The sequence below is a fragment of the Aeromonas sp. YN13HZO-058 genome (genome assembly GCF_001921245.1).
Lineage (GTDB): Bacteria > Pseudomonadota > Gammaproteobacteria > Enterobacterales > Aeromonadaceae > Aeromonas > Aeromonas allosaccharophila.
This window is the reverse complement of record NZ_MQSY01000059.1, coordinates 17,262-43,611: the sequence shown is the minus strand read 5'-3', so window position 1 is coordinate 43,611 and position 26,350 is coordinate 17,262. Positions and strand designations below refer to the sequence as shown.

General features: G+C 60.0%; 23 protein-coding genes. 13 read left to right on the top strand and 10 right to left on the bottom strand.

From position 1 onward, the window contains the following. The first annotated feature begins 12 nt into the window (after positions 1–12). The 4 genes from pta to BSP75_RS14610 all read left to right on the top strand — a co-directional run bounded on the left by pta (position 13) and on the right by BSP75_RS14610 (position 5,511). A complete protein-coding gene (pta, locus tag BSP75_RS14625; protein WP_042059882.1) occupies positions 13–2,193 on the top strand; it encodes a phosphate acetyltransferase in 2,181 nt (726 codons plus the stop codon). Positions 2,194–2,572: 379 nt separating this feature from the next. Continuing rightward, the gene (locus tag BSP75_RS14620) at positions 2,573–2,893 is read left to right on the top strand and encodes a ComEA family DNA-binding protein (RefSeq protein WP_075113689.1); all 321 of its coding nucleotides are present in this window, start codon (positions 2,573–2,575) and stop codon (positions 2,891–2,893) included. A 95-nt stretch (positions 2,894–2,988) separates the two neighbouring features. Continuing rightward, positions 2,989–3,900: a UTP--glucose-1-phosphate uridylyltransferase GalU gene (gene galU, locus BSP75_RS14615; RefSeq protein ID WP_075113688.1), complete on the top strand. Its 912-nt coding sequence runs from the start codon at positions 2,989–2,991 to the stop codon at positions 3,898–3,900. A 213-nt stretch (positions 3,901–4,113) separates the two neighbouring features. Next, positions 4,114–5,511, top strand: a complete 1,398-nt coding sequence (locus tag BSP75_RS14610) for a peptide MFS transporter (RefSeq protein ID WP_075113687.1) — start codon at positions 4,114–4,116, stop codon at positions 5,509–5,511. A gap of 74 nt (positions 5,512–5,585) precedes the next feature. On the opposite strand, the gene BSP75_RS14605 is transcribed toward BSP75_RS14610, so the two are convergent. Continuing rightward, complete coding sequence (locus tag BSP75_RS14605) at positions 5,586–6,557, bottom strand: response regulator (RefSeq protein ID WP_075113686.1); 972 nt, start codon at positions 6,555–6,557, stop codon at positions 5,586–5,588. A gap of 299 nt (positions 6,558–6,856) precedes the next feature. Here BSP75_RS14605 and BSP75_RS14600 point away from each other — a divergent pair, with 299 nt between their 5' ends. The 3 genes from BSP75_RS14600 (at position 6,857) to BSP75_RS14590 (ending at position 9,250) form a co-directional block, all read left to right on the top strand. After that, positions 6,857–7,555, top strand: a complete 699-nt coding sequence (locus BSP75_RS14600; RefSeq protein WP_075113685.1) for a DnaT-like ssDNA-binding domain-containing protein — start codon at positions 6,857–6,859, stop codon at positions 7,553–7,555. 71 nt (positions 7,556–7,626) lie between these two features. Beyond that, positions 7,627–8,481, top strand: coding sequence for a DnaA/Hda family protein (locus BSP75_RS14595; protein WP_042059872.1), 855 nt, complete (start codon positions 7,627–7,629; stop codon positions 8,479–8,481). Positions 8,482–8,614: 133 nt separating this feature from the next. Continuing rightward, complete coding sequence (locus BSP75_RS14590; RefSeq protein ID WP_075113684.1) at positions 8,615–9,250, top strand: SDR family oxidoreductase; 636 nt, start codon at positions 8,615–8,617, stop codon at positions 9,248–9,250. A gap of 117 nt (positions 9,251–9,367) precedes the next feature. Here BSP75_RS14590 and BSP75_RS14585 read toward each other — a convergent pair whose 3' ends face one another. The 4 genes from BSP75_RS14585 to BSP75_RS14570 all read right to left on the bottom strand — a co-directional run bounded on the left by BSP75_RS14585 (position 9,368) and on the right by BSP75_RS14570 (position 14,208). Beyond that, positions 9,368–10,564 carry an ABC transporter permease gene (locus BSP75_RS14585; RefSeq protein WP_075113683.1) on the bottom strand — a complete coding sequence of 399 codons (1,197 nt, stop codon included), beginning with the start codon at positions 10,562–10,564 and terminating at the stop codon, positions 9,368–9,370. After that, positions 10,564–11,724, bottom strand: coding sequence for an ABC transporter permease (locus BSP75_RS14580; protein WP_075113682.1), 1,161 nt, complete (start codon positions 11,722–11,724; stop codon positions 10,564–10,566). Before BSP75_RS14580 ends, BSP75_RS14585 begins: the two co-directional genes overlap by 1 nt. Further along, positions 11,724–12,728: a biotin/lipoyl-binding protein gene (locus BSP75_RS14575; protein ID WP_083617203.1), complete on the bottom strand. Its 1,005-nt coding sequence runs from the start codon at positions 12,726–12,728 to the stop codon at positions 11,724–11,726. Before BSP75_RS14575 ends, BSP75_RS14580 begins: the two co-directional genes overlap by 1 nt. A gap of 73 nt (positions 12,729–12,801) precedes the next feature. Then, a complete protein-coding gene (locus tag BSP75_RS14570) occupies positions 12,802–14,208 on the bottom strand; it encodes a TolC family protein (RefSeq protein WP_075113681.1) in 1,407 nt (468 codons plus the stop codon). Positions 14,209–14,500: 292 nt separating this feature from the next. On the opposite strand from BSP75_RS14570, the gene dusB reads away from it, so the two are divergent. The 3 genes from dusB to BSP75_RS14555 all read left to right on the top strand — a co-directional run bounded on the left by dusB (position 14,501) and on the right by BSP75_RS14555 (position 16,807). Further along, positions 14,501–15,466, top strand: coding sequence for a tRNA dihydrouridine synthase DusB (dusB, locus tag BSP75_RS14565; protein ID WP_033135778.1), 966 nt, complete (start codon positions 14,501–14,503; stop codon positions 15,464–15,466). Positions 15,467–15,492: 26 nt separating this feature from the next. Beyond that, positions 15,493–15,789, top strand: coding sequence for a DNA-binding transcriptional regulator Fis (gene fis, locus BSP75_RS14560; RefSeq protein ID WP_005309538.1), 297 nt, complete (start codon positions 15,493–15,495; stop codon positions 15,787–15,789). A 112-nt stretch (positions 15,790–15,901) separates the two neighbouring features. Then, a complete protein-coding gene (locus BSP75_RS14555; RefSeq protein WP_075113680.1) occupies positions 15,902–16,807 on the top strand; it encodes a DMT family transporter in 906 nt (301 codons plus the stop codon). A gap of 131 nt (positions 16,808–16,938) precedes the next feature. Here the strand turns inward: BSP75_RS14555 and BSP75_RS14550 are convergent, their stop codons facing one another. Then, positions 16,939–18,672: an SWIM zinc finger domain-containing protein gene (locus BSP75_RS14550; protein WP_075113679.1), complete on the bottom strand. Its 1,734-nt coding sequence runs from the start codon at positions 18,670–18,672 to the stop codon at positions 16,939–16,941. A gap of 515 nt (positions 18,673–19,187) precedes the next feature. Between BSP75_RS14550 and BSP75_RS14545 the strand changes: the two genes are divergently transcribed. Genes BSP75_RS14545 through BSP75_RS14535 form a run of 3 tightly spaced genes read left to right on the top strand, consistent with a single transcriptional unit; the run spans position 19,188 to position 21,636 of the window. Further along, positions 19,188–20,006: a DUF3100 domain-containing protein gene (locus tag BSP75_RS14545; protein WP_075113678.1), complete on the top strand. Its 819-nt coding sequence runs from the start codon at positions 19,188–19,190 to the stop codon at positions 20,004–20,006. Further along, positions 20,003–20,452 (top strand): hypothetical protein, encoded by a 450-nt coding sequence (locus tag BSP75_RS14540; protein ID WP_075113677.1) that lies wholly within the window; start codon positions 20,003–20,005, stop codon positions 20,450–20,452. The genes BSP75_RS14545 and BSP75_RS14540 overlap by 4 nt, the downstream gene beginning before the upstream one ends. Then, positions 20,452–21,636, top strand: a complete 1,185-nt coding sequence (locus tag BSP75_RS14535; protein ID WP_075113676.1) for a M20 family metallopeptidase — start codon at positions 20,452–20,454, stop codon at positions 21,634–21,636. Before BSP75_RS14540 ends, BSP75_RS14535 begins: the two co-directional genes overlap by 1 nt. Before the next feature lie 205 nt (positions 21,637–21,841). On the opposite strand, the gene BSP75_RS14530 is transcribed toward BSP75_RS14535, so the two are convergent. From BSP75_RS14530 to BSP75_RS14515, 4 genes are all read right to left on the bottom strand, one after another. Next, on the bottom strand, positions 21,842–22,801 hold the full coding sequence (locus BSP75_RS14530; RefSeq protein WP_075113675.1) for a LysR substrate-binding domain-containing protein: 960 nt from the start codon (positions 22,799–22,801) through the stop codon (positions 21,842–21,844). 135 nt (positions 22,802–22,936) lie between these two features. After that, positions 22,937–23,563, bottom strand: a complete 627-nt coding sequence (locus tag BSP75_RS14525) for a LysE family translocator (protein WP_075113674.1) — start codon at positions 23,561–23,563, stop codon at positions 22,937–22,939. Positions 23,564–23,667: 104 nt separating this feature from the next. After that, positions 23,668–24,162 carry an acetolactate synthase small subunit gene (gene ilvN / locus BSP75_RS14520; protein WP_005311605.1) on the bottom strand — a complete coding sequence of 165 codons (495 nt, stop codon included), beginning with the start codon at positions 24,160–24,162 and terminating at the stop codon, positions 23,668–23,670. A gap of 79 nt (positions 24,163–24,241) precedes the next feature. Then, positions 24,242–25,960: an acetolactate synthase 3 large subunit gene (locus BSP75_RS14515; RefSeq protein WP_075113673.1), complete on the bottom strand. Its 1,719-nt coding sequence runs from the start codon at positions 25,958–25,960 to the stop codon at positions 24,242–24,244. Positions 25,961–26,350 lie beyond the last annotated feature (390 nt).

Below are 26,350 nucleotides of genomic sequence, written 5' to 3'. Positions count from 1 at the left end.
TGATCCCAAAAAATGAACAAGGGGTATAAAGTGGCACGCACTATTATGCTTATCCCGGTCGGCACTGGTGTCGGCGTAACTTCCGTGAGTCTTGGCGTTGTTCGCGCTATGGAACGTCACGGTGTCAATGTCAGCTTCTTCAAACCGGTTGCCCAGCCGCGTCCGGGTGAAACCGGTACCGAGCGCTCTACCGCCGTTATCCGCGCTGCTGCCAACATCAATCCGCCCGAGCCGTTCGCCCTCTCCTACGCCGAGAACATGATCAGCGCCAGCAACACCGACATCCTGCTGGAAGAGATCGTGGCCCGCTTCGAAGAGCACGTGAAAACCAGCGGTGCCGAAGTGCTGGTTGTCGAAGGTATGGTGCCGACCGACAAGCAGCCCTTTGCCAACAAGCTGAACTACGACGTTGCCAAGGCGCTGGATGCCGACATGGTATTCGTGACCCATCCGGGCCATGACTCCAGCCAGAAGCTGAAAGAGCGCATCGAGCTGGCCTGCTCCAACTTCGGTGGTGTCAACAACCCCCGTATCGTGGGTTGCGTGATCAACAAGGTTGGCGCACCGGTTGACGAGCACGGCGTAACCCGCCCTGATCTGACCGAGATGTTCGAAGCGCATCACCATGCGTCTGACGCCGCCCACAACCTGGAAGTGCTGCAAGTGTTCGGCAAGAGCCCGCTGCGAATCCTGGGTTGCATCCCTTGGAACACCCAGCTGATCGCCCCGCGCGCCAAGGATCTCGCCAAGCATCTGGCCGCCAAGATCCTGAACAAGGGCGAACTGGACAGCCGTCGCCTGCAGACCGTGACCTTCTGTGCCCGCTCTATCCACAACATGATCGAGCACTTCCGTCCGGGCAGCCTGCTGGTGACCTCTGGCGACCGTTCCGACGTCATCGTCTCCGCCTGTCTGGCCGCCATGAACGGCGTCAAGCTGGGCGCGCTGCTGCTGACCGGTAACTACCATCCGGAACCGCAAGTGATGGCCCTGTGCCAACAGGCGATGGCTACCGGCCTGCCGATCATGATCACCGGCACCAACACCTGGCAGACCGCCGTCAGCCTGCAGAACTTCAACGTCGATATCCCGGAAGATGACCGCGAGCGGATCGAACTGGTGCAGGACTATGTGGCTGGCCACATCGACAAGCACTGGATCGAGTCGCTGACTGTCAGCTCTACCCGTTCCCGTCGTCTGAGCCCGCCGGCGTTCCGTTATCAGCTGACCGAACTGGCCCGCCATGCCAACAAGCGTGTCGTGCTGCCGGAAGGCGATGAGCCGCGCACCATCAAGGCTGCCGCCATCTGTGCCGAGCGTGGCATCGCCCGTCCGGTGCTGCTGGGCAACCCGGAAGAGATCCGTCGCGTCGCCGAGCAGCAGGGTGTGGTACTGACCGATCGCGTCGAGATCATCGATCCGGTTGTGGTACGCGAGCGCTATGTGCCGCGTCTGGTCGAGCTGCGCAAGAACAAGGGCATGACCGAAGTGGTTGCCCGCGAACAGCTGGAAGACAACGTGGTACTGGGTACCATGATGCTGGAGCGCAATGAAGTTGACGGCCTGGTATCCGGCGCGGTGCACACCACTGCCAACACCATCCGTCCGCCGATGCAGATCATCAAGACTGCCCCGGGCTCTTCCCTGATCTCCTCCATCTTCTTCATGCTGCTGCCTGACCAAGTTCTGGTCTACGGTGACTGCGCGATCAACCCGGATCCGACTGCCGAGCAGCTGGCCGAGATCGCCATCCAGTCCGCCGACTCTGCCGCCGCATTCGGCATCGAGCCGCGTGTAGCCATGATCTCCTACTCTACCGGTACCTCTGGCGCCGGTGCCGATGTAGAGAAAGTGCGTGAAGCGACCGAGCTGGCCAAGGCCAAGCGTCCCGACCTCATCATCGACGGCCCGCTGCAGTACGACGCGGCCATCATGGAGAACGTGGCCAAGTCCAAGGCACCGAACTCACCGGTTGCCGGTAAAGCCACCGTGTTCGTGTTCCCTGACCTGAACACCGGTAACACCACTTACAAAGCGGTACAGCGTTCTGCTGATCTGGTCTCCATCGGCCCGATGCTGCAAGGCATGCGCAAGCCGGTCAACGACCTGTCCCGTGGCGCCCTGGTTGACGACATCGTCTACACCATCGCCCTGACCGGTATCCAGGCTGCTCAGGCTGACGAACAAGCTTAATCAGCTCTAGCCTGAAAAAACCGATCACAAAGGCTGCTCACCCCAGGTGAGCAGCCTTTTTTATTAGTTCTCTTTTGAAGACCAGTGAAACATCCCATCCGCACCGTGTTGTGCAGAATAATGCCATCCGGCACGTCAACAACGTTTTGAGCAGAGCGTCTCGGGGACGTGTGCTCACCAAATCAAAGATGCATCTGAAATACATTCCAGATCATAAGGTTGGCTATACGGAGGCATTCATGGCGGAGCGCTTATAGCAAATCCGCCACCATCGGCATGAGAATTTGACCTGTCAGAAGTTGCAGTGAAAAAGACCCGTTCGATACGCTATTTCTCAATGTGCCCACTCGGCAAAATCCAACATCATGGAGGAATGGAAATGCTGATGAAGAAGCTCTCTGCAGTCATGCTGCTGGCCTGCTTGCCCCTGTTCAGCCAACCCGTGCTGGCAGCGGAGAAAACTGCGCCCAAGCAGACCACCACAATCGCAGCCGCCAAGGAGGACGGCAAACTGAATATCAATACAGCCACCCTTGCCGAACTCACCAGCCTGAAAGGGATTGGCGACAAGAAGGCACAAGCTATCGTCGACTATCGGGAAAAACAGGGTAAATTCACCTCGGTCGATCAGCTGGCGGATGTCAACGGCATTGGTCCGGCCACGCTGGAAGCCAACAGGGATATGATAATAGTCAAATAATGTCGAATGGATCAGTTACAAATGGGGCAGCCGGTGGATGCCCCATTTTTCTTGGAGTATCATGGCCGCACTTTAATCCCGCTGGATAGTTTTCCATGAAAAAGACTCCTCTTGTTGTTCGCAAGGCCGTGCTCCCGGTAGCAGGTCTGGGTACCCGCATGTTGCCAGCCACCAAAGCCATCCCGAAAGAGATGCTACCGGTGGTCGACAAACCGCTGATCCAGTATGTGGTGCGCGAAGCGATCGCCGCCGGCATCAAGGAGATCATTCTGGTCACCCACTCAAGCAAGAACTCCATCGAAAACCACTTCGACAAGAGCTTCGAGCTGGAAGCGACCCTCGAGAAGCGGGTCAAGCGCCAGCTGCTGGAAGAGGTGCAACAGATCTGCCCGAAAGACGTCACCATCATGCACGTCCGCCAGGGCGAGGCCAAAGGTCTGGGCCACGCTGTGTTGTGTGCCCGTCCGCTGATCGGTGACAACCCCTTCGCCGTGCTGCTGCCGGATGTACTGATCGACGAGGTTGCCAGCAACCTCAAGCAGGACAACCTGGCCGAGATGGTGCACATGTTCGAAGAGAACCAGATCAGCCAGATCATGGTGGAAGCGGTGCCCGAGAGCGAAGTGGACAAGTACGGCATCGCCGACATCAAGGGTGAAGCGCTGACCGAGGGGATGTCCCTGCCGATGCAGGCCATTGTCGAGAAGCCGCCCCGTGACGAAGCCCCCTCCAATCTGGCGGTCGTGGGTCGCTATGTGCTCTCCTCCAATATCTGGCCGCTGCTGGAGAAGACCCCGGCCGGTGCCGGTGACGAGATCCAGCTGACCGACGCCATCGCCATGCTGATGGAGCAGGAACAGGTCAACGCCTACTTCATGAAAGGCAAGAGCCACGATTGCGGCAGCAAGCTTGGCTACATGAAAGCCAATGTGGAATATGCCGTGCGCCATCAGGAGCTGAACGGTGAATTCATCGGCTGGCTGAAGCAGTTCGTCAAGCAGTTGTAATCGCTGATAAATCTGTTTTTTATAGAGGTATTCAAGGAGCATCAAATGATGCTCCTTTTTCATTCGCGCAACAAAAAATCAATCAATAGTAAATAAACTCTCAGCAAATCATAATGTTGTAATTTATTCACGCATGCTCTATAAGGATTGAGGCGTGTTTCTCGCCCTTGCATAAAAAACTCCAAAAAATATAAGACACAGGTGGAAGTTCCAATGAATAACCCGTCAAAAGGGACCTTTTTAGGTCACCCTAAAGGGCTTTTTTTGCTCTTTAGTACCGAACTGTGGGAGAGATTCTCCTATTACGGCATGCGTGCCGTGCTGGTGCTCTATCTGACTGACCTGACTGCCAACGGCGGTCTGGGCTGGAGTCAGGCTGATGCCCTCAAACTCTACGGTATCTATACCGGTCTGGTTTATATCACTCCGCTGATCGGCGGCTGGCTGGCTGACTCCTTCCTGGGTCAACGTCGCGCCATCCTGATCGGTGCCGTGCTGATGGCCGCAGGTCAGTTCACCCTAGCACTGCCCCACGCCATGTTCCCGGATATGGTCAACACCATGTTCTACGCTGGCCTCGCGCTGCTGATCGTGGGTAACGGCCTGTTCAAACCGAACATCTCCACCATGGTGGGTGACCTCTATGAAGAGGGTGATCACCGCCGTGATGGTGCCTTCACCATCTTCTATATGGGCATCAACCTGGGTTCCCTGCTGGCAGGCGTGATCTGTGGTGCTGCCGCCACAGCCTACGGCTGGCAAGCTGCCTTCGTCGGCGCCGGTATCGGCATGCTGCTCTCTCTGGTGATCCAGGCCACCATGGCCCAGCGTTTCCTCGGTGACATCGGTCGCGTCACTGCCGCCCAGCGCGCAGCCGCCCTGCGTACTACCGAGCAGAAAGCGCCGCTGACCAAGCAGGAAGTGGATCGCATCAAGGTCATCCTGGTGCTGGGTCTGTTCACCATCATCTTCTGGGCCGGTTTCGAGCAGGCCGGTGGTCTGATGAACCTCTACACCCAGGAGTATACCGACCGCATGATCGGCAGCTTCGAAGTGCCGACCGCCTGGTTCCAGTCCCTGAACCCCTTCTTCATTATCACTCTGGCCCCGATCGTGGCAGCCATCTGGATCAAGCTCGGCAAGAAAGAGCCGAACTCTCCGGTCAAGTTCGCCATGGGTCTGCTGTTCCTGGCTGTCGGCTTCCTGTTCATGATCGGTGCAGTGCTGCAGCAAGGTGGTGACCAGACCGTCAAGACCTCCATGTTCTGGCTGGTTGGCGCTTACCTGTTCCACACCCTGGGCGAGCTCTGCCTCTCCCCGATCGGCCTCTCCATGGTGACCAAACTGGCTCCGCTGCGTCTGGCCTCCCTGATGATGGGTGCATGGTTCGGCTTCGTTGCCCTGGCCAACTATGCTGCCGGCTTTATCGGCTCCTTCGTGGGTGAAGCGGGCCCGATCGCCATCTTCGGTGGCATCGCCCTGGCTGCGTTACTGAGCGCCCTGATCCTGCTGACCATGGCCAACCGCCTGGTTTACTGGATGCACGGTGCCGAAGGCCCAGCCAAAGAGCCGCAAGCTCAAGAGAAGAAACTGCACTCCGCCGCCGTCTAAACGGTCAGGATTGTAAAAAACAGACAGGGCGCCCATCGGGCGCCCTGTTTGCTTTGACCTGTTGTCAGGCGGCATCAGTGATGGCGTACCTGCACATCCAGCGATCCGCCGCTGTCGCTGCGAAACTGCAAAGCAAACGGTTCATGCCAACTGCGCTTGTGCAGGGCATAGTGGCTGCTGTGCATCAAGCCAAGGGGCAAGCCACCGGAGCGCATCAACCAGTGAGGAGAGGTGAGCCCGGCGTTGGCAAACACCAGCCCATCGTGCTGATCAAACAGCAGCGCCGCCATGGCAAAAGAGTGACGTAACCCAGACGCCATCAGCTGATGATTGAGGTAGTCGAGCAACCGGTGCGGCTGGCTTAGCAAACGGCTCTCGTTTTGCTGAAACTGGCGATAGGGGACGTTCATCAAGGAGCGCACCAGCGCTCCGCAAAATGCCGCATCCGTTCCCATGATGGGCAGCTCCATCACCAGCACCAGCAGTTTGTCCTCCACCTTGAAGGTATCGGGAATGAACAGATGGCCCAACCCCTTGAACGTAACCTGCCAGGGGCCCCACTCCTGCAAGCCCGGCGGTTTAAGCCCCGCCAGCAGTCGGCTGGCCGCCTTGTCGTGGGCACTGAAGTAGTCGATATGATCCATCAGCTCCAGCTGCTGCGCCCGGTTGGCGCTGCCGTTGAGGCACTGTTCGATGCTGCGCTCGACCAGTGCATAATCCTCCAGCGGCTTGAGCAGATAATCCCGCGCACCGGCACGCAACGCGCTGGCGACCGCCTCCATGGTGCTCTGAGCCGAAATGACGATAACCGGAATATGGGGATAGCGGGCAGAGAGGCAGGCGATCACCTCGTGACCATCCATATTGGGCATATTGAGATCGCACAACACCACATCGGGATGATAGAGCGCTGCCGCCGATATCCCCTCAATCCCATCCTCCGCCTGAAACACCGCTGCCCCGTCCCGTGCGAGGTAACTCACTAACGAGTGGCGAAAAACGGCCTCGTCCTCCACCACCAGGATCCGTAGCCCGGCTTTTGGCATCTTGATAAAAACCTTATTAGTCAATTGGTTATTTAAGTAATAAGACTAGACCAAATCGGCTGGAATGCAGCGATTCCTGCGTCAAAAAGAGACAGTTTACCCGGCTTTCGATTTCATCACGCGTATTGATGAGGCGATATCCAGACGCCATCTGCCTGACCCAATCCATTGTCAGCGCCCCCCGCACCATGACCTCTTGGCTAGGGCTCAGGATTAACCGGGTTGTCACCTCCCGTGCGAATTGTGCAAGCCTGCGCCATAAGGGATAATGCCCCCCACTCCAGCCCGTGAAGAAGACCATGACCCCAGCCGAATACAGCGCCCTTGCCCATCCCAGATTGTCCCATCCGGCTCGCAGTCTCTATACCCTGCAGCTGCGCAGACTGGTGCTGGAAAATCAGCTGCCCCGGCTCAACTATCCCGAGCTGGGTCGGGCGCTGGCGGTGGTCGATCCGGGCGATCCCTGCGGCTTCTCGTTTCAGGTCAATGCCCGCCAGCTCACCGAGCTGTTCGATGAACTGATGGAGGCAGGCCTGCTGCAGATCGAGGCGCAACCCGAGAGTGAGCACTACCATCAGTGTCCGTTCCAGTTGCCACTGCTGACCCAGAAACTGCGCAGTCCGCTGCCGGAGCGCCCCTTCCAGATGCATCTGCAGTGGCGCCCGGATGAGGAGCTGCCCGCCCTCGCCCGCCTGTGCGGGGTGATCGATGCCAGCTACAGCGAAGAGGATCTGGGGGAGTTTATCGCCTACTGGCTGGGGCGCCCCGAGGTGTTCGACTCCCAGCATCAATGGATGCTCAAGTTCATTCGCGCCCTCAAGACCCGCCGCTATACCCGCCGCAAGCCGATGGAGGTACAGGGCTACCAGCAGGTGACGCCGGCTCCGGCAGAGGCAGGCCCCAGCAAACGGGCCCAGCAGATGATCGAAGAGGCCAAACGGCTGGCCCAACAGCAAATGCAGGAACCCGCGCCGCAGCAGGAGCCGGATAATGATTGATAGCGGCCCCTGCCTGCAGGCAAAATCAACCCCCTGTCTACCCATCCCTGATCGAGCAGAAGGAGCATTCCATGACTGACCCGCAAGATCCCCTGCGCCAGGAGCTGGAAGAGATCGAAGCCAAGCGCAAAAGAATCGCCAAGGCCAAGCAGGACCATCGCGTTCACGATCCCGAGCTGAGCCAGCACGTTGGCGGTCTACTGGAGCGCATTCGTCGCCTGCAGCAAGAGACCGGCGGCGGCCAGTATGACTACGAGACCCTGCGCAAGGAGTACGATGCCAAGGCCAACGCCGAGGTGCGCGAGCTGCAGAAGGCGGCCCGCCAGGAGCGGATCCAGAAGCTGATCGCCCAGGCCGACCTCAACCCCGACTGGGTGTTCGAGAAGATGGACGCCACTGATCCCGCACTCCAGTACCCCATCGAAACGGCCCGCTACTTTATCAGCGGATTCGAGCACTGGGAGAAGAGCGGCGGCGGCTGCATGCTGATTTACGGCGACTATGGCACCGGAAAATCGACCCTGGCAGGCGCAGTAGCACACGAGCTGATCGCCCTTCACCAGAAGTCGGTGATCTTCCAGCAGTGGGCCTCCATCGTCGATCGCCTGTTCTTCAACGTGATCCCCGATCAGGATGAGCGCAACCAGTACCGCCGCGCGCTGGAAGAGGTAGATCTGCTGATCATCGATGAGGTATCGGCCAACCGCGCCAAGATGGCGGAGAGCCAGTCCAGCTTCCTCGGCCACCTGCTGCGCCGTCGTCGCAACTTGTCAAAGAGCGTCATCATCATCACCAACCACACGCCCCAGAGCCTGCATCAGGCGATCGGTGATTTCAGCTATGAGGCGATCAAGGCGTTCAATCCGGTGGATATCCACCTGAGCGGCCCCAGCCGTCGCCCCAGTATCGGCAACTACAACGGCTGACCCCCTCGATGCGAGTGCGAGTCCTGGCGGCTCGCACTCTCTCCTTCCTGCCAGCTCACAAATAGAAACAACTCTCATTTACAGCACGCGAACAAGCCACTAGGCTAGCCCCTTTTGCCAAGGGAGCTCAGCTATGCCAACCACACTGATTTTCGGAGCCAGCCGCGGGCTGGGCCGCGCCTTTACTCACCACGCCCTGCGCGAGGGTCACCGGGTCGTAGCGCTGGTGCGAAGCCCCGAGATGGCCATGGAACTGAGTGCGCTGGGGGTCGAAGTGATCGAAGGGGATGCGCTGGATCCGGCTGCGGTGCAGCAGGCCTGCCTTGTGTCAGGGCAAGATGCACAGGTCATCTCCACCCTCGGCAGCTTTCGCCAAACGGCGCCGGTGGACTATCAGGGCAACCGTCATGTAATCGATGCCATGGAGCAGGCTGGCCTGAAACGGCTGCTGCTGGTCACCTCCCTCGGCTGTGGCGACAGCTGGCAATATCTGCCACAGCGGGCCCGCGCCGCCTTCGGCCACGAGGTACGTCTCAAGAGTCTGGCGGAGAGCTGGCTGCAGACCAGCACCCTCGCATGGACCATTCTGCGCCCGGCAGGCCTGCAGGATGGCGACGCCACCGGCCGTGCCGAGCTGAGTCAGGGCAAGGAAGTGCACGGACTGGTGCGCCGTGCAGATGTAGCTGCCCAAGGCTTGCGCCTGCTGGCGGATGAGACGGCGGTGGGGCAGATCTACGCCATCGGCGATCCCGCGCTCCAGCGCGGCTAAATCAGCGCCATATCCATCCTCTTCATAGATCCGCGGATACAAAAACGGTCAGCCCAAGGGCTGACCGTTTTTCGCTTTACTGCACGCTTAATGTCACGCGCGCTTGCACTATCCCGCTTAACCGGCGGTCGTTTCACTCTGTACGACCGGCTGGCTGGCCACCGGCAACGACTGCTGCCGCTGGCGCAGCAGCAGACAGGCCAGCGCGCCGTAGAGCAGCGCCAGACCCCATAGCTGCCACCAGTAACGGGAAACCTGCGCAAAGTCGGCCCCCATCTGGTTGAGGCGCAGAAAACCCTCGATGGCCGGAATAGTGGGCACCCACTGAGCCAGCCAGTTGAGGGGCGCCGGGATCAGCTCCAGCGGCCAGATAAAGCCCGCCAGAAAGACCAGCGGCAGGGAGGAGATCAACACCACCTGAGTGGGCAGATCCCGCCGGGTAAAGATCGCCCCCAGCACAATCCCGAACCAGCAGGTCGCCAGCAGGAACGGCAGGGCGAATAACCACAACTCCAGCGGATCGGCATGACGGGCGATGTTGTAGTGATCGAAGCAGAAGCCGAGGAAGTAGCTCACCGGCAGCAGGAACAGCCCGGCCAGCACCAGGGTTCTGGCCAGCAGCAGCGGCAGTACCGGTGCGCTTTGCCAGTAACCGTGCTCGCCGCGACAGCTGCGCTGGTTCTGGGTCGCCCCCAGGATCCCCGCCCCCATCAGCAGCACCTGATGCAGGATCAGCACAAACACCGCCGGCACCACGTAGTTGACGTAGCCCATGGTGGGGTTGAACACCGGCACCACGTTGAGGGCCACCGCATTCCAGCCCATGGCCGCTTGCGGCAGTGCCTCGCCGTGGCTCAGCAAGCGCGCCACCTTCACCTGCGCGGCAAGGGTACCACCCGCCTGCGCCAGCCCTTCGGCAATGGTGCCGTAGACCAGGAAGTAGGAGGCATCACCGGCATAGCTCAGGGTGACGCACTTGCCCTGCATCAGATCCCGATAGAAGTGGTTGGGAATGTGCAGGATCCCGCTCGCCTCTCCGGCCATCATCAGCTGGCGCGCCTCGGCCAGCGAATTGGCCCGCGCCAACAGCTTCACCTGCGGTGTGGCATCGGCTATAAACTCCAGCTGACGCGACAGCTGGCTGCCATCCTCGTTGACCACCACCACCGCCTCTTCCCGCGGCAACTGATGCAGATAGGGCTGGGGATAGAGAAACGAGTAGAAGATTACGCCGCCAAACAGGGTCAGCATGATGGCGCGATCCGCCAGCAGGGTGCGCAGCTCGAGGCGCAACAGATCGACAAATCCCAGCATCACTCGGGCTCCTTCTCGGCGACGGCCACAACGGCAGCAGCTGATTGACGGGCAAGCTCCGCCTGCTGCTTATAACGGCGCACCACCAGCAGCAGGGGGAGCAGGAACAGCAGCAGCGCCCCCAATTGCGGCAAGGCCGATGCGAGGGGCAGACCATAGTTGCTCTGGCCAATCTGCAGCTCCACATAATGAGAAACCGGCAACAGGCTGCGCCAGAAGCGGGCGAAATCCCCCATGGCGCTCACCGGAAAAGTAACCCCCATAAAGGCGAAACCGGGCGCCGTGTAAGCCCCCGCCAGCGACAAGGCGCGGGCCGGATCCCGAATGATGCCGTAAAAGAACGCCCCCATGGTGACGCAGGCGGCCGAGGCGAGCCCAAGACCCACCGTCAGCACCAGCCAACTGCCGTGCATGGGATAGGCCAATCCCTTGAACAACAGCAGCGTCCAGACGATCCCCCAGCCCCAGCCAATCAACACATGGGGCAGCAGGGTACGCCACAGGCCGAACCAGACACCGCGGGTGGTCCAGTCCAGTCCCAGCCGATCGGTGCGGGCTAGCGCATTGAGGCCGAACAGCACCACCAGGATCTGCCACACCGCGGGCAGAATGGCGCTCAGCAGAAACTGGGCATAGCTGGAGTTGAGGTTATAAAGGGCAGTCACCTGACTGCTGATGGGCACCGACTGCCCAATCGCGCCAAGCAGCGCCTTGCCGTCGGCCATCGCCTCCAGCACACCTACCTGACCGTTGAGAGTGCCTACCACCTGCGCCAGCGCCGAGTTGACCAGCTTGGCGATCAGGATGAACTGGCCATTGTTGAACACCGTCACCTGCGGCTGGGTACCCCGGCGGGCATCCCGCTCCAGATGGTTGGGGATCACCACCAGCGCATAGATGTCGCCACCGCGCAGGGCACGCGCGCCCGCATCAATGGAGTCAAACTGATTGGCCACCTTGAGCCCGGCCGAGCCATCCAGCGAGGAGGCGAGCTGGCGCGACAGCACGCTTCGGTCCAGATCCACCAGCCCCACCTTGAGGTCGCGGGCCAGCCCTGCGGAGAAGATCCAGCAGAGGATCCCCATCAGCAGCAGCGGTACCCAGCTCATCAGGGCACGGCTGAACGGGTCCTGCCACAGCAGCCGAAATTCACGTCCCATCAGAGTTCAACCAGCACACTCATGCCAACCCGTAGCCCCTCAACCGGTTGCAGCGGACGGGCCTCCACCTGGAAGCTCTTCATGTCGAAACCCTGACGGGTATCGGTGGCGCGCCAGGTAGCGAAATCCCCCATCACCGCCACATGAGTTACCTTGAAGCGGACTGTCTGATCGCCAAGGCCCGGGATGCGGGCATCAAACTCGGTATCCACGGTGAAACGGGGCAACAGATCTTCGCGGATGTGGAACTGGGCCCAGGCATCGCTCATATCGAGCAGCGTCACCACCGGGAAGCCTTGCGGCGCCAGCTCGCCGCTACGCAGCAGCACCTGACTCACTTCACCATTGTGGGGGCTGGTGATGCGGGTGTCGGCCAGATAGGCCTCTACCTCGGCCACCGAACCCGCCGCCATCTTGGCCTTCTCGCGAGCGGCGATCTTGGTCTCTTCCCGCGCCCCTTCCAGCGCCATCTGGTACTGCTGCCACGCCATCCCTTCGCTGTAGCGGGCAGCTTGCCAGGCAGTCCAGGCCTCATCGCGTTTTTGCAGCGGCATTACGCCATCGCGGTGCAGGCTGGCGACCCGCTCATAGGTCTTGCCACGCAGCTGGGCGGCGGCCTTGGCTTTTTGCCACTGATCCTTGGCGGCGGCGATCTGCTGGGCTCGGGCCCCCTTCTCCGCCTCTTGCGCCAGTGCGCCCGCGGCCGCTTCGCCGGCCTTGGCCTGGCTCAGCTTGGCTTCAATCTCGGGGCTCGCCAGGGTAAAGACCAGCTGATCCCTGGTCAGCTGATCGCCCTTTTTGACCAACACCTCATCGATGCGACCCGGCACCTTGGAGGAGACCGAGTACTGCTGCGCCTCAATTTGCCCTTGCAGGTGCACAGGCTCCGGCTGATAGGCGAGCCAGAAGCGCCAGCCGAGCCAGACCACCAGGATCACCAGCGCCAGCGGCAACAACAGCGGTTTACCCTGGCTCATCTTCTTTTTGATGGGGGGATGGCTCATCACTTCACCTCGACAAACGGGCGACCCTTGGCGGTCGAAACAGACATGAAAAAAGGAACAGACAGGGCAGGGATCATGAGTTCACCTCGATCACCTGACCATGCTGATATTGATTGAAACTGTTCATCTGGCCGGAGAGCGCCAGCAGGCGAGCCAGCGACACTACATATTGATAGGCCGCCGCCGCGCGCTGGGTCTTGACCCCCGCCAGCTGGTTCTGGGCATCCACCACATCGAGAGAGGTGGAGAGCCCCTGACCGAAGGCTTTGTCACGCAGCAGCACGTTCTCCTCTGCCAGCGCCTGGGTAGAGGAGAGGGATTGATACTCCTCCAGACCCTGCGCCGCCTCGCGCCAGGTCTTCTCTACCAGCAGCTCCAGATCCTGGCGGGTCTTGGCTTGCAGCAGATTGACCTGCAGCTCGGCGCTCTTGGCCGCCTGCACCGTCTCGGATCGGCCATCGCGGCTTACCAGCGGCATGCTGACACCCACCCCCACCAGCCAGTCCGGCGCAGTCTTGGCGGCCAGTGAATCATCTTCATAGAGGTTGTAGTTGCCGAACAGGAATACTTCGGGGGCATATTTGCCCTTCTCCATCCGGATCATCCCCTTGGCCTGCTCTTTCTTGGCGCTGAGCAGCTTGAGGCCGGGGTGCACCTCAAGGGTCTGGCTCACCAGTCCCTCAAGGCGCGGCAGCTCCTGATTGACGAACAGGCCGCTGTCGGGCTCGGCGCGGGACAGCTTGAGCATATGGCCGAGGGCCAGCTCGGCGATCTCGAGGCCACGGCGGGATTTCTGGGTATCGATGCGGGCCCGATCATAGGCCGACTGGGCGGAGAGCCGCTCCACCCTGGCGATCTGGCCCTGAGCTTCAAGCTTCTTGGCGTGATCCAGATGGTGGGCCAGCCCCTCTTCGATCTCCTGCTTGGTCTGCACTACCTGAGCGGCCAGCACGACGCCGAAATAGGTCTGGGAGAGGCTCTCGAAAGTGGCTTGCTGTTTGAGCACCAGCAGCTGCTGCGCCTCGCTCACCTGTGCCTGGCGAATGTCCTGCGCCGCATCGATGCGGCCACCGGCAAACAGCGGCCACAGCATCTTGACCGAGCTGGTCACCACGTTCTGTTTGGTCAGCGGGGTAACGAAATCGTCCGGACTGAGGTGAAACTTCTGCATGAGTGGCGCCAGCACCTTGCCCAGTTCCGGATGGTTGGCGATGGGATTGAGATCCATCATGTCCAGTTCCATCGGCTGATCGAGGTGGGTATAGCTGGCCCCCAGATCCACCTTGGGCAGATACATGGCCTTGGCAGCCTCGCGCAGTTGCTTGGCCCGATCGACCCCAGCCTGCTCGGCGGCCAGCCCCTCATCCTGCTGGATGACCCGGGTCCAGGCTTCGCCGAAACTGATGGTCTGCGCCTGTGCCGACCCCAGCACGGCCCCCAGCAGACACGGCCAGAGTGATGTAATGAACCTTGACGTCATAGATCCCCAATCCGCTTTTGTTGCATAAATGTTTGGAGCATTTGCTCGACTTAAGCCCGTTATCATAACGCAAAGCAGGCCGGCAAGTGGACTGACAATTATGCAGACAACCAACATAGGTAGTACAGCCATCCCTCACGAGCAATCTGGCCGTTTTTCAATAACTCCAGAATTTGCAAGCCTTGGCGCGACGTTTTTTTCAGAAAAAAATGGCTGACGCTCAAATACTAACCTTTTCTCCTGCCTAAAAAATGCGTAATATACGCCGCCCTAAGCCGATGGTAACCGTGGAATGCAGATAGGTCCCCACACGCTTGAAACTCCCTTGATTGTGGCTCCCATGGCCGGTGTAACTGACCGACCATTCCGCGAACTTTGTTTGCGACTGGGGGCTGGCATGGCCGTTTCCGAGATGCTGCTGGCCAACCCGGATGTCTGGGATACCCAGAAAACCCGGATGAGGATGGATCACTCTGCAGAAGGCGGATTGCGATCGGTCCAGATTGCCGGGGCCGACCCCGAGATGATGGCGTTTGCTGCCCGCTACAACGTGGAGCAGGGCGCACAGATCGTCGACATCAACATGGGATGTCCGGCAAAAAAAGTGAATAAGAAGTTGGCAGGTTCCGCCCTGCTGCGTGCCCCCGATCAGGTCAAAGCAATTTGCCGGGCCGTGGTGGATGCAGTGGAGGTGCCTGTCACCTTGAAGATCCGCACAGGATGGGATCCGGATAACCGCAATGGCGTGGAGATCGCCCGAATCGCCGAAGATTGCGGTATCGCGGCCCTCGCCGTGCATGGTCGTACCCGTGCCTGCCTCTACCGGGGCGAAGCGGAGTACGACACGATCAGGGCGATTAAGCAGGCCGTATCGATTCCTGTTGTCGCCAATGGTGACATCAACAGCCCGGAGAAAGCCCGGTATGTCCTCGACTATACCGGTGTCGACGCCGTGATGATCGGCCGAGCTGCGCAAGGACGACCCTGGATTTTCCGGGAAATCCGTCATTTTCTTGAGACGGGCACCAAGCTGCCGCCTCCCGAGAGGGAAGAGGTTCGCACCCTGATGAACGAGCATGTAACCAACCTGCACCGGTTTTATGGTGCATATCTGGGAGCGCGCATAGCCCGTAAACACGTGGGCTGGTATCTGGATGAAGAAGAGACGGGCCGAGAATTCCGTAAGCACTTCAATGCCCTGGATTGCGCAGACGCGCAACTTGAGGCACTCGAAGCGTATTTCGATGGATTAGGTTAACAAGATAACTAAAGAGCCGACCGAATATGTTCGAACAAACCCTGACTTCTGATGCATTGGTAACAACTACTCACAATCACGCTGCCGAGCCGACCCAGCGCCCCCTGCGTGACTCTGTGCAACAGGCCCTGCGTAACTACCTGGCCCAGTTGAACGGTCAGGAAGTGATTGATCTGTACGATATGGTTCTCTCCGAAGTCGAAGCGCCGATGCTGGACGTGATCATGCAGTACACCCGTGGTAACCAGACTCGCGCTGCCGTGATGATGGGTATCAACCGTGGCACCCTGCGCAAGAAGCTCAAGCGTTACGGCATGAACTGATTGCTGGCCGCGAGCCGCGACGGCGGTTCAAGGCAGATGCGAAAGGCGCCAGGTAGCAATACCTGGCGCCTTTCCTTTATGCTCTCCCCTCCATTTCACCATGACGACCCCGATGAACCGCACTCCCCTGCTGCTGATGGTACTGGTCACCCTGCTGGCCGCCGCTGGCTGGCTCTTCTCGAAAGAGGCGATCCGCGAACTGCCGCCCGCCGCCTTTATCGGCAGCCGCTTCCTGCTGGCCGCCCTGCTGTTGCTCCCCTTGGCTTGGTTGCGTGAACCACCGCCCACCCGCGCTCAACTGCTGCGCGCTGCAGGTTGCGGCACATTGCTCGGTGCCAGCCTGCTGCTGTGGGTCACCGCCATCAGCCAGAGCGAGGCGCTGGGCAGCGGCGCCTTTATCATGAGCGTCGCCACCCTGATGGCACCGCTAGCCGCCTGGGCCGCCTTCCGGGCCAAGCCCGGCCGTCACTACTGGCTCACTCTACCCATCGCCATCGCTGGTTTGCTGCTGCTCTCCAGCAGCACTCACTGGGGTGGAGATCACCCCGAACAAACGGGCGTGTCGCTCTCGCTGTTCTGGTTTCTGGCGGCGGCCACCACCCTCGGCATCCAGCTCGCCGTCCATCGCCACTTTGCCCAATCCATTGCCCCCACCTGGCTCACCAGCATCCAACTGGCGATGACCGGTCTGCTCGGCACCCTGCTCTCCCTGCTGACCGAACAGTGGCCCGAGGGCGGGATCAGCCACGGTATCTGGGGCTGGTTTGCGGCGAGCGTCTTGATCGCCACCACATTGCGCTACTGGCTGCTTACCCACGCATTGAGCAAGATGACCACCGCCCATGCCGCCCTGATGATGCTGCTGGAGCCGGTCTGGACGCTGATCCTGAGCACCCTCTTCTACAGCGAACCTCTCGGTGGTGCCAAACTGGCCGGTGCCGGACTGGTACTCGGCGCCCTGGTGCTCTACCAACTCCCCCTGCTGCTGCGCAGTGCTAGGCTAAAGCCCGCCACCTGAGTACCGATAGCGGGTATCACTGACATCACTGACTACGTACAAAGACAAACGGGCCTGCAACTGCAGACCCGTTTTTATTGCTGGCTATCCATCCCTTGGCGCTGACAGAAGCGCAACGTCATAAGAGAAACTCAGAGGCGGGAGGCGAAATAGAGATTCACCAGCTTGATAAAGTTGCGCTTGCGTTTGTATTCGGTCGCCAGCGCCCCGAGCTGCTGGCTAAAGCTCTCCTGCAGCGCCTTGTCATCCCCAAGCGATTGCTCCCGCTTGCGCAGCGCCGCTGCAGCTTGCTCATAACCATCGTTATGACCTGTCGCCACATAGCTGGCGGCAACCCGAAAGGTATAACTGATGGCCAGCAGCGGATTGTCCGGGGCGATCTTGTCCGCCAAGGTAAGCAGCAGCTCCGGGCTTATCTTGTGGATGGCCACCCAGTTGCAGGCATCCAGCACCCGCTCCTGATCGAGATAGAAGCGCACCAGCGCATCCTGATGAGAGGATAAATTGAACGGCTGACTGACCGCGGCCTGATCCTTGAAACACTGCTCGGCCCAGGGCAGCAGGGTTTCGTCCTGCCACTCCAACTGTTGTTGCAACTGGCGCAGCCGCTTGAACCCGTCAAAATGAGGCATCCGCTCGAACCCGGCCCGGGCCAGACGCCATGCCCGCCCCTTCTCGCCAAGGGCGATAGAGAGCCGGATCTCGACCTCATCGCACTCACTCTTTTCATGGGGTGATACCGCCAGCTTGCGCGCCTTGGCGAGCCAATACTCCCCCTCCAGCGGCTCATCATGATCGCAGCAGATGCTGCAGAGCCGGAGCCAATCCCGTGGCATGGTGGCAATACTGGCCAGCAAGGTCAGCTCGCGCCGCCAGTCACCGGCCGCGCGGGCCGCATCCAGCAAGGGGAGGGTATAGCGTTGCAGATCCCAGTCATACTCATCGCTCGGCACCCGTTCCGCCCGCAAGCTGGCGAGCTTCTGCTCGCAGCGCGCCAGAAGGGCCGGACTGTGCATGATATCGCCAAACGCCTCCTCTTCGGGGAAGATATCCTGCGGTTGCTCGATGAGGTGAGTAAAGAGCCAGTCGATCTTGTCACTCTCTGGCCATGGCAAGCGAGCAAAAAGCGCAGGGAGGCGTTCGCAGAGCGCAAACTCCAGCTCGCAGCGATCGCCATTGGAGTCATCAACCTGTAACAGCACGGTATTGAGCCGGTCCAGCGCGTAACAGGTCAGCGGCCACTGCTGCTCGAGCGAGAGGGTATCGATCCCCTCCCAGATCTCTTCAAACAACGCTTCGGCCTCGCTGAAGTAGTCGCTCACCGCCCGCCACTCCCACACATCCCGCTTGGGCAGCGCCCTGTTGATCATGCTTTTCAGTTTGGCCGGCGAGAGCGGCTGCTCACTCAGTTCCACTTTCCTCAACCAATAATCCCAGCGCTTCGGGTCGCGCCGGATCTCATCGATCAGCACATCGAGCAGCGCCGGTTGCGCTTGCCGCTCGAAATAGCCGCGCAATCTGGCCCGCGCATCGGGCACCAGTGCCACCGCGCCCTCCTCACCGTCCAAGCCGCTGAGCTGCATATTGAAGGCCAGCGCAGTAGCGACTCCATGTTTGCAGAGCGTCTGATAGTCGGCAGCGGGGCAGTTGCAGTGACTCACCATCGTACGCCCGCACTCCAGTCTGACCCGATAGAGATGACTGCCCTGTACCCGGGCGGTGATGGTCTCACCATCCTGAGCGAGCTGCTGTACCGCCCCCTGACTGGCCAGTTTCACCCCCTTGGCAAAGCTGGCGTCGCCGCTTTGCGCCTTGAGTTCGGCAATATCGATCAGTTCAGCAGAATGTGAGGTGCTGCGGGCCAAAGGGGCTCTCCTTCTCCGGTGTGTCTATGGTCAGATGGCGCCATACATGTGATGGCAAGGTTTATCGAAAGCAGAGCGCATCAAAGCTCGGTGTCTCATCCCATATGGCGTGCTGATGCTCGTCCCAGCGCTCGGCCAGATAAGGCTTGAGGGTTTGCAGGATGGTGATGGACGCGAGCTGCGCATGCAACTGTTTGATATCGCACTGCAGGTAGATAGTACCGATGATCCTCTAACGCGAGATCGGTCTTCTTCTTCGCTCTCTGTTTAAACTTGTGCAAGGTGGCCCCCAGGTCACCATATCACCTGATTGCTGGCAATCTGTTAACGGTATTTAACCCTTGGTATCCATAGGGTTAAAGGGCATACCCCATGAAAAAATGCCATATGGCCAGCTTGATGGAGGTCACATTCCTTCCCCCCGACCCTCCCTATCATGCCCCCATCATTCGCCAGCCCGTCAAGTTGGCGATGGCACTTAAGTGGAACACTCACGAATAACAAGAGAACAGACCATGCAGCAAACCAGCCCCCTCAAGACGGTCACGGTCAGCATATTGGCAACCGCCATGCTGATCTTTGTGGCCCAGTACCTGATAGGCAAACAGGAGATCCGGATCGGCATCGCCATCATTCCGATCCTGCCGATGCTCTTTGCCGTCATCATCGGCATGTGCATTTCCGCCAAGCCGATCAAGGATCGCATCCCCGGCTGGAAGCAGCTCTTCACCGAGAAAGAAGAGGGCTTCTGCGGCAAGATGGTGGGCTTCAGCCTGCTGATCCTGGGTACCCAGTACGCGGGGATGATCATCCCCAACATCAAGATGATCCTGAGCGTCGGCGTGCCGTTGTTCCTGCAGGAGATCGGCAACCTGTTGCCAATCCTGATCGCCATTCCGCTGGCAGTGAAGTTCGGCTTTGGCCGCCGTGCCATCGGGGCCTGCTCCTCCATCAGCCGTGAGCCGTCCGTCGCGGTGATCCAGGGCAAGTTCGGTACCGGCTCTCAGGAGTACATCGGTGTGCTGGCCATCTACCTGTGCGGCTCCGTCATCGGCACCCTCTGGTTCAGCGTGCTGGGCAGTATCGCTCCGCTCACCGGCCTGCACCCGCTGGCGCTGGCCGCCGGTTCCGGCGTGGGCTCAGGCTCCATGCTGAGTGCCGCCTCCGGTGCTCTGATCAACGGTCTCGACGAAGCGCTGGCCCAGCAGGTGCTGAGTATCGCGGCTGCATCGAATCTGCTCTCGTCTGCCCTCGGCGCCCTTTCCCTCACTTATCTGGGTCTGCCGCTCGCTGAAAAAATCTATGCCCTGACTGCCAAAGGAGAGAACGCATGAAAAGCATCGTAATGGATATGCGGTTCGTCTTTCTGGCGATCCTGCTGGCCATGTTTACCCAGACCCTGACCACCGGCACCCCGCTCTGGCTGATGGGTGACAGCTTTATCGCCATGTCGCTGGTGGTGTTCGCTTCGCTGATTGCCAAGCGCTACCTGCCCTCCTCCCTACCGGCGTTTGCCTATGCCACCATCATCGGCATTCTCATCTGCCTGCCGGAGACCCCGGTGCGCGGCCTCTTTATCGATGCCGTCGCCAAGATCTCCTTCCTCTCCTGCTGCGTGCCGCTGCTGGCCTTTGCCGGTCTCTCGGTGGGCGGTCAGCTGGAAGAGCTGAAGAAGATGTCATGGAAAGTGATCCTGATCTTCATGATCGTCTCCACCTGCTGCTTCTTCGGCGCGTCGCTGGTCGCCCAGCTCGGCTTCACCATGCAAGGGATCATCTGATGAACAACATCCACATTGAACCGGCCCTGCTGGCCCTGCGCGACTTCAGTCAGGAAGTGCGCCACCACCTGCACACCATCCCGGAAGCCTCCGGCGTCGAATTCAAGACCTCGGCCTACTGCCGCGAGCTGATGACAAGCTTCGGCTACCGTCTCACCGACTACCCGGGCTTCACCGGTTTTCACGGCGATCTGATTGTTGACCCCGTGCTACCGACCATCGCCTTCCGTGCCGACATGGATGGCCTCGAGATGCACGACATGAGCGACGTTGCGTTCAAGTCGACCCACGAGGGAATGGCTCACAACTGTGGTCACGACTCCCATATGGCGATCGCCCTGACCGCCGCCAAGTTTCTGGCCGCCAACCGAGATCGCCTGCAGTACAACGTCCGCTTTATCTTCCAGATGGCGGAAGAGGATATGCGGGTGCCGGGCGCCGAGAAGATGGTGGAGCTGGGCTGTATGAAGGGGGTGGACGAGGTCTATGCCCTCCATAACGACGGCGCCATGGAGACCGGCACCATCAAGTTCAACAACGGCGTCATGTCCTCCTGGGGCTCCGCCTGGACGCTGGATGTGCACGGCATCTCCGCCCACGGATCCACTCCCCACAAGGGGCTGGATGCCATCCGCGAAGCGGTGCGGATCATCGAGGATATGGACTACATCGTCGCCAAGCGCACCAGTCCGTTCAGCCCGGCGGTGTTTGGCTGCGGCATGATCAACGGCGGCACCATCCCCAACGCCATCGCCGATCACGTGCAGGCACGCGGCACCATCCGCGCCATGGATGCCGAGACCGACCAGATCCTGAAGAACAGCTTCAAGGAGATCGTGGCCCAGAGCGAACTGCGCGGCTTCAAGACCAAGATGGTCTATGCCGGGTATCCAGCGGTCGAGAACCACGCCGATGCCTGCGCCCGTCTGCTGCAAGCGGCCGCCGACGTATTGCCCAGCGAGGGGATCAACGCTCAGGGTCAGCCGATGACCGGCAGCGAAGATTTCAGCTACATGGTCAACGCCTGCCGTGGCCGCAAGGGCGCCATGTTCTTCCTCGGCAGCGGCTGTCAAGCCAAGGGGATCTGCAACTACCTGCACGCGAATCCCTACTATCTGGATGACGACTGCCTGTTAGTGGGAGCCCAGATCTTTATCAATCTGGCAACGACTAAAAGCGCCTGACAGGCTAAGGGATTTGCAACTACCTGCATCAAGTCAAATCCCCTACTACCTGGATGACGACTGCCTGCTGGTAGGAGCCCAGATCTTTATCAATCTGGCGACCCGCTGCGATTGATCCCGCATCCCGATAAAACCAAAAGAGAGGCCACGGCCTCTCTTTTTTTATCTCTGCATGTTTGCTCTGTGCGTGGCAAACAACCTGCGGCTAGAGCCACGGCAGCTCCGCCATATTGGCGGCGGGCGGCTGGTTGATAAGATGCAGCTGCACCGTCTCCCGGCTGATATGGGGGGCGTAGAGGTGGATAAAGTCGTACATATAGTCGCGCAGATGGGCATGTTTGCGCAGACAGATATGAGTGGCGCTCGAGGCTATTAGGTGGTCGATGTTGAGGCTCACCAGATCCTCCCTGTCCCCCTCGTCGAAGGCCACGCTGGCAATCACCCCGACCCCCATCCCGAGCCGGACATAGTGCTTGATCACGTCGGTATCGGTGGCGGTCAGCACGGTTTTCGGCGAGAGGCCGTGGCGGCTGAAGGCCTTGTCCATCTTGGAGCGGCCGGTAAAGCCGAACACATAGGTGATCAGGGGATAGCGAGCCAGATCCGCCATCGAGAGCGGCTGGCAGTCGATCAGCGGATGGCCGTGGGGTACCACCACGCTGCGGCCCCAGCGATGGCAGGGAATCGCTGCCAGCTCATCGAACAGATACATGGATTCGGTGGCAATCGCCATATCCACATCGCCGCTTTGCACCATCTGGGCCAACTGGGCAGGCGCCCCCTGATGCAGATTGATCGCCACCTCGGGATAACGGCGAGTGAACTCGGTGATCACCGCTGGCAGCTTGTAGCGCGCCTGGGTGTGAGTAGTGGCGATGCGCAACACCCCGCTGGTGGCCAGCTGCTCCCCCAGCGACAGCTGGTTGATCTGCTCCACCTGCGCCACCACCCCCTTGGCCAGCTCCATCACCTTTTCACCCGCGCTGGTCAAGCCGACCAGATTCTTCCCCTTGCGGGTAAAGAGGGCGAGCCCCAGCTCATCTTCCAGCATCTTCATCTGCTTGCTGAGGGTGGGCTGGGAGGTGTAGAGCTTCTCCGCCGTCGCCGAGATGTTGAAGTTGTTCTTCACAATCTCGGTAAAGTTCTTGAGCCGGGCGATGTTCATCTGGGTAAGGGATCTCGCTGCTGCAGCCAGTGGGGCTGGCCTGAAAAAGAGAGAACGGGGCTTGCCCCGCAGCTGACCGTCGACCATACCACAGCGCCGCGCACGATAACCTGCCCCAGGTCAGAAAGCGGCGTGCTAGTCGCTGGCGAGCTTGATCCCGAGTCCGACAAACAGGGTGCCGATGCCCCGGTTGAGCCAGCGACCGAGACGCTGCGACAACCGGACCTTGTGGCTGGCATAGACGGTGGTAAAGACCAGCAGGTGACACCAGATGATGCCACCCAGATTGAAGATGCAGCCGAGCAGGATAAAGGCGAGCGCCTTGTCGGGGGCATCGGGTGCGATGAACTGGGGCACGAAGGCGAGGAAAAAGAGCGCCACCTTGGGGTTGAGCACATTGGTCAGCACCCCTTGCCGGTAAATCTGGCCATAGGAGAGGGCAGGCAGAGTGGCCCCTCTCTCCATTGATCCTGTTGCCTGCTGGCGCAGCAGGGAGAACCCCAGATAGATGAGGTAGATGGCGCCAGCCAGCTTGATGAGGGCAAACAACTCGGCCGAGGCGCTGAGCAGAGCCGACAAGCCGAGGGCCGCTGCCAGCACATGCACCATGACACCGGTGCCGATGCCCAACGTCGCGACCGAACCGGCACGCCACCCTTGCGAGCCGCTGCGCAGCATGACCAGCAAGGAGTCGGGCCCCGGCATGATATTGAGCAGCAGCCCCGAAACCATAAACAGTGCCAGATCATGAATACCGAACATCACCTCTACCCTCGTCAAGCAAAACCAAACAAAGAGGGCTCCGCAGAGCCCTCTTTCCTTTCACTCTGCGGCAGCTGACACATCATCAGCTGCCCCGCCAGCCATCAGGGCCGCAGTGCCTTGTCCGCCCGCGAGATACCGCAGACGCCGGAGCGCACTACTTCGATGATCTCGTTGGTCTGGGCGGCAGTCTTGATAAAGGCATCCAGCTTTTCGCTGGTGCCCACCAGCTGTACCGTGTACTGCTCGGGGGTGACGTCGACAATCTGACCACGGAAGATATCCGCCAACCGTTTCAGCTCGTCACGGGCCCCACCGGCGGCGCGCGCCTTGACCAGCGCGATCTCCCGCTCGATATGCTCCCCTTCGCTCAAGTCACACACCTTGAGCACATCCACCAGCTTGTGCAGCTGCTTCTGGATCTGCTCCAGCACCCGCTCATCCCCCATGGTGACTATGGTCATGCGCGACAGGGTGGGATCCTCGGTCGGCGCCACCGTCAGGGTCTCGATGTTGTAGCCACGCTGGGAGAAGAGGCCCACCACGCGGCTCAGGGCGCCGGATTCGTTCTCCAGCAGAACGGAAATTATATGTCTCATCAGATTTCCCCCGCCTTGCTCAGCCACATCTCATCGGCGGCGTGATTCACCAGTACGACCGAAATAATATGTTCCATCGTCAGGTTCTCTCCGTCTTGCTCAGCCACATCTCGTCCATGGCACCAAACTTGATCTGCATCGGATAGACGTGCTCATCCGGGTCGACCGAGATATCCATGAACACCAGCCGATCCTTCATGGCGAAGGCCTTTTCCATGGCGCTCTCCAGCTCGGCCGGATCGCTCACCGCGATACCGACGTGGCCATAGGCTTCCGCCAGTTTGACGAAGTCCGGCAGGGACTCCATGTAGGAGTGGCTGTGACGGCCGCCGTAGAACATCTTCTGCCACTGCTTGACCATACCCAGCGCACGGTTGTTGATGGAGATGATCTTGATGGGCACCCCGTACTGCAAGCAGGTCGAGAGCTCCTGAATGTTCATCTGTACCGAGCCGTCGCCGGTGACGCAGCAGACCACCGCATCCGGGTTGGCAAACTGGGCCCCCATGGCAGCCGGAATACCAAAGCCCATGGTGCCGAGGCCCCCTGAGTTTATCCACTGGCGCGGCTTGGCAAACGGGTAGTAAAGGGCGGCAAACATCTGGTGCTGGCCCACGTCGGAGGCAACGAATGCCTGACCCTGAGTCACCTTGTAGAGGGTCTCGATCACCTGTTGCGGCTTGATCTGGGTGGCCGATTTTTCGTAGGCCAGGCAGTGACGGGAGCGCCACTGGTTGATCTGGCTCCACCACTCCGCCAGCGCCTCCTTGTCGTTATCGAAGCCACACTCGCGGATCACCTCCAGCATCTGCTCCAGCACGGTTTCCACCGAGCCGACGATGGGTACATGGGCCTGCACCGTCTTGGAAATGGAGGTGGGGTCGATGTCGATGTGGACTATGGTGGCGTTGGGGCAGAACTTGGCCACGTTGTTGGTGACGCGGTCATCGAAGCGGGCACCCACGGCGAAGATGAGATCCGCGTTGTGCATGCTCTTGTTGGCTTCGAAGGTGCCGTGCATCCCCAGCATGCCGATAAATTGCGGATGGACGCCGGAGAAGGCCCCCAGCCCCATCAGGGTGGTGGTCACCGGCAGGTTCAAGAGCTCGGCCAGCTTGGTCACAAGATGATCCGCATTGGCGTTGATGGCGCCGCCGCCCACATACATTACCGGGCGCTGGGCATCCACCAGCAGCTTGGCCGCCCGCTTGATCTGGCCCTTGTGGCCAGACTTGGTCGGGTTGTAGGAGCGCAGGGAGACCGACTCGGGATACTGGTAGGGGAATTTCTCTTTCGGGTTCTGCACATCTTTGGGCAGATCCACCACCACCGGCCCCGGGCGGCCGCTGGCGGCAATGTAGTAGGCCTTCTTGATGGCCTCGGGAATATCGCTCGCCTTCTTGCACAGGAAGCTGTGCTTCACCACCGGGCGGGAGATACCGATCATGTCGGTCTCCTGGAACGCATCCTCACCGATCATGCTGGTTGGCACCTGGCCGGAGAGGATCACCAGCGGAATGGAATCCATATAGGCGGTGGCAATACCGGTAATGCAGTTGGTCGCTCCCGGGCCTGACGTTACCAACACAGTCCCCACCTTGCCGGTGGAACGGGCGTAACCGTCTGCCATGTGAACCGCGGCTTGCTCGTGCCGCACCAAGACATGCTCCATCTTGCCGTTTTCGAAGAGAGCGTCATAGATGTCGAGCACTGAGCCACCAGGGTAGCCGAAGACGTGCTCAACTCCCTGATCTTCCAGCGCTCTAACCACCATCTGGGCGCCTGATAACATCTCCATGATAAAGCCCTCCAGGCTTTGCTCCGTTTAGCGAATCCCGCCGACGATGCCGTGCTTCCCGGCACGGCCCGATCCGTTTCTTGTTGTTATCTGAATGCAGATCGGCCCGATTCAGCCCCGTCGACAGGTGAAAAAAAGGATTTTTCCGTCATTCACCCGAAAATCGGGTGAAAAACCAACTTAACCCGCCAATGAACGGTTGTCCACGGCTTTGTCTGGCCAGAACAGTCATAGATTTCAACCGGCTATTAACATTCAATGAGTTGCCGCAGCGACCATGAGACAAACGGGAAGGAAGTCGGGGAATGGCCAGCGGATCATTCCGCTGAGGGGGAAAACAGCCACAAAAAAGCCCACCGCTCAGCGGTGGGCTTGATGCCGGATGATGAC

Bases quoted from the DNA above. Each gene is read 5' to 3' on its own strand.
- BSP75_RS14610 (WP_075113687.1), top strand. From the start codon at position 4,114: ATGAATAACCCGTCAAAAGGGACCTTTTTAGGTCACCCTAAAGGGCTT.
- BSP75_RS14585 (WP_075113683.1), bottom strand. From the start codon at position 10,564: ATGCTGGGATTTGTCGATCTGTTGCGCCTCGAGCTGCGCACCCTGCTG.
- BSP75_RS14600 (WP_075113685.1), top strand. From the start codon at position 6,857: ATGACCCCAGCCGAATACAGCGCCCTTGCCCATCCCAGATTGTCCCAT.
- ilvN (WP_005311605.1), bottom strand. From the start codon at position 24,162: ATGAGACATATAATTTCCGTTCTGCTGGAGAACGAATCCGGCGCCCTG.
- BSP75_RS14515 (WP_075113673.1), bottom strand. From the start codon at position 25,960: ATGGAGATGTTATCAGGCGCCCAGATGGTGGTTAGAGCGCTGGAAGAT.
- BSP75_RS14620 (WP_075113689.1), top strand. From the start codon at position 2,573: ATGCTGATGAAGAAGCTCTCTGCAGTCATGCTGCTGGCCTGCTTGCCC.
- dusB (WP_033135778.1), top strand. From the start codon at position 14,501: ATGCAGATAGGTCCCCACACGCTTGAAACTCCCTTGATTGTGGCTCCC.
- BSP75_RS14535 (WP_075113676.1), top strand. From the start codon at position 20,452: ATGAACAACATCCACATTGAACCGGCCCTGCTGGCCCTGCGCGACTTC.
- pta (WP_042059882.1), top strand. From the start codon at position 13: ATGAACAAGGGGTATAAAGTGGCACGCACTATTATGCTTATCCCGGTC.
- BSP75_RS14530 (WP_075113675.1), bottom strand. From the start codon at position 22,801: ATGAACATCGCCCGGCTCAAGAACTTTACCGAGATTGTGAAGAACAAC.
- BSP75_RS14605 (WP_075113686.1), bottom strand. From the start codon at position 6,557: ATGCCAAAAGCCGGGCTACGGATCCTGGTGGTGGAGGACGAGGCCGTT.
- BSP75_RS14570 (WP_075113681.1), bottom strand. From the start codon at position 14,208: ATGACGTCAAGGTTCATTACATCACTCTGGCCGTGTCTGCTGGGGGCC.
- BSP75_RS14590 (WP_075113684.1), top strand. From the start codon at position 8,615: ATGCCAACCACACTGATTTTCGGAGCCAGCCGCGGGCTGGGCCGCGCC.
- BSP75_RS14540 (WP_075113677.1), top strand. From the start codon at position 20,003: ATGAAAAGCATCGTAATGGATATGCGGTTCGTCTTTCTGGCGATCCTG.
- BSP75_RS14545 (WP_075113678.1), top strand. From the start codon at position 19,188: ATGCAGCAAACCAGCCCCCTCAAGACGGTCACGGTCAGCATATTGGCA.
- BSP75_RS14580 (WP_075113682.1), bottom strand. From the start codon at position 11,724: ATGGGACGTGAATTTCGGCTGCTGTGGCAGGACCCGTTCAGCCGTGCC.
- BSP75_RS14595 (WP_042059872.1), top strand. From the start codon at position 7,627: ATGACTGACCCGCAAGATCCCCTGCGCCAGGAGCTGGAAGAGATCGAA.
- fis (WP_005309538.1), top strand. From the start codon at position 15,493: ATGTTCGAACAAACCCTGACTTCTGATGCATTGGTAACAACTACTCAC.
- BSP75_RS14525 (WP_075113674.1), bottom strand. From the start codon at position 23,563: ATGTTCGGTATTCATGATCTGGCACTGTTTATGGTTTCGGGGCTGCTG.
- BSP75_RS14575 (WP_083617203.1), bottom strand. From the start codon at position 12,728: ATGAGCCATCCCCCCATCAAAAAGAAGATGAGCCAGGGTAAACCGCTG.
- galU (WP_075113688.1), top strand. From the start codon at position 2,989: ATGAAAAAGACTCCTCTTGTTGTTCGCAAGGCCGTGCTCCCGGTAGCA.
- BSP75_RS14555 (WP_075113680.1), top strand. From the start codon at position 15,902: ATGAACCGCACTCCCCTGCTGCTGATGGTACTGGTCACCCTGCTGGCC.